The organism is Xanthomonas sp. SHU 199, from assembly GCF_000364665.1.
Taxonomy (GTDB): domain Bacteria; phylum Pseudomonadota; class Gammaproteobacteria; order Xanthomonadales; family Xanthomonadaceae; genus Xanthomonas_A; species Xanthomonas_A sontii.
Window position 1 is genome coordinate 1 of record NZ_AQOI01000277.1, and the last position, 2,169, is coordinate 2,169.

A 2,169-nucleotide genomic window follows, 5' to 3' on the forward strand; every position below is an offset into this window, starting at 1 on the left:
GGCGGCCGGCGCGGCGGCCGCGTCCCCCGCCGTGGCGCTCAGGTCCGGCACCTTGGTGTCGGCGTCGGGTTGCACCGTGCCCAGGGCGACGCTGTGGTCGCCGTCGGCGGTGGCGGCGTCCTCGGCATCCTTGGTCATCACCACGATGCTGATGCGGCGGTTGATCGGATTGTTCGGCACCTGCTTGTCGAACAGCACCGAGGAGGACAGCCCGACCACGCGCGAGACCTTGTCCTCGCCCATGCCGCCGGCGACCAGTTCGCGGCGCGCGGCATTGGCGCGGTCCGCGCTCAGTTCCCAGTTGCTGTAGCCGTTCTTGCCGCTGTACTGGGTGACGTCGGTGTGGCCGGTGATGCTGATGTGGTTGGGCACCTGGTTGATGAAGCCGGACAGCTCGTGGAGGATGCCGCGGGTGTAGGGCTTGAGCACCGCGCTGCCGAGGTCGAACATCGGCCGGTTTTCCTTGTCCACGATCTGGATGCGCAGGCCGTCCGGGGTCAGGTCCAGCAGCAGCTGGTCCTTGAACGGTTCCAGCGCCTGGCTCTTGTCGATGGCTTCCTTCAGCTCCTGCATCAGCGTTTCCAGGCGTTGCTTCTCCTTCTCGCGCTGCGTGGTCTTGCTGTCGTCGCCCTTCAGGCTCTTGCTGCCGAACGGATCCTTGTTGTTGCCGCGCTGCATCTCGCCGGCGCCGCCGAGCTTGATCATCGAGGTGCTGGCGCCGCCGGGGCCGGCCATGCCGGGGCTCGGCGCCGGGCTCTTGCCGGCCAGCGGGCTGGGATTGCGGAAGTATTCGGCGATCGCCGCGCGCTGTTCCTTGGTGGTGGCCGCCACCAGCCACAGCACCAGGAAGAACGCCATCATCGCGGTCACGAAGTCGGCATAGGCCACCTTCCACGCGCCGCCGTGGTGGCCGCCGCCCTGGACCTTCTTGACCCGGCGGATGACGACGGTGGATTTGGTCTCGGCCATGACCGCGTTACTTGATCGTCTTCAGATGCGATTCGAAGTCGGCGAAGCTCGGCCGCACGTCGGTCGGCAGGGTCTTGCGCGCGAATTCGAGGGCGATCTTCGGGTTGTAGCCGCGCAGGCAGGCCAGCAGCGCGGTCTTCACCGATTCGAAGATGCGGCTGTCCTGCTCGGCGCGCGCTTCCATCGCCGCCGACAGCGGCGCGACGAAGCCGTAGGCCAGCAGGATGCCGAGGAAGGTGCCGACCAGCGCCGCGCCGACGTGGTGGCCGATCTCCTCGATCGGACCGCCGATCGAGCCCATGGTGATGACGATGCCCAGCACCGCGGCGACGATGCCGAAACCGGGCAGGCCGTCGGACACCTTGCTCAGCGCATGCGCCGGCGCCATCGCCTCGTGGTGGTGCTTCTCCAGCTCCAGCTCCAGCAGCGGTTCCAGTTCGTGCGGCTCGATGTTGCTGCCGATCATCAGGCGCAGGCAGTCGGTGATGAAGTCGAGCAGGTGGTGGTCGGCCAGCACCTTCGGGTAGTTGCCGAAGATCGCGCTGTCGGCCGGACGCTCGACGTGGTCTTCCAGGGCCATGAAGCCGTCGCGGCGCGCCTTGTTCAGCAGTTCGTAGATCAGGGTCAGGGTGCTGCGGTAGTCGTCGGCCTTGTACTGCGGGCCCTTGAACACGCCCAGCACGCCGGAGAGCGTCGCCTTGACGATCTTGCCCGGGGTGCTGACCAGGAACGCGCCCAGCGCCGCGCCACCGATGATCATCAGCTCGTAGGGCTGCCACAGCGCGCCGAGTTTGCCGTGCGACAGCACGTAGCCGCCGACCACGCTGATGATGACGACGATGAAGCCAACGATGATGAGCATGGCGGGGCAGCCTGCGGGCCGAAGCGGGGACGCTCTAGATGTCGGCCCCGCCGCGCCATTCTGAAGGTGTGAACTGTGCCGGGTTTTTGGCGGCGGCCGCGCCCGCGCCGGTCTTCAGCCGATCATGCCGCTGTCGTGGCGGACGCACTTGAGGGTCTCGCCCAGGCCGGCCAGGGTCAGCGTGGCCTGGTCCGGCTGCGACTGCCAGAAGGTATTGCCCAGGGCGTCGGCGTAGCGTGCGCCGGTGGCGCCGCCGGCATCGGCGCGCTGCATGTCCAGGCGGGTGCCGCGCACCTACAGGGCCAGGCGCTCGCGCGCCGGGTCGGCGGCCGCCTGCA

At 68.3% G+C, this 2,169-nt stretch carries 3 protein-coding genes; all 3 read right to left on the reverse strand.

All coding sequences use genetic code 11. The features are described from left to right. The coding region (gene motB, locus D183_RS0110365; protein ID WP_017908925.1) for a flagellar motor protein MotB at positions 1-969 on the reverse strand (969 nt) is incomplete at its 3' end. A 7-nt stretch (positions 970-976) separates the two neighbouring features. Further along, complete coding sequence (gene motA / locus D183_RS0110370; protein WP_017908926.1) at positions 977-1,831, reverse strand: flagellar motor stator protein MotA; 855 nt, start codon at positions 1,829-1,831, stop codon at positions 977-979. A gap of 114 nt (positions 1,832-1,945) precedes the next feature. Continuing rightward, entirely contained in the window at positions 1,946-2,125 is a 180-nt protein-coding gene (locus D183_RS24445) for a hypothetical protein (protein ID WP_017908927.1), read from the reverse strand. Positions 2,126-2,169 lie beyond the last annotated feature (44 nt).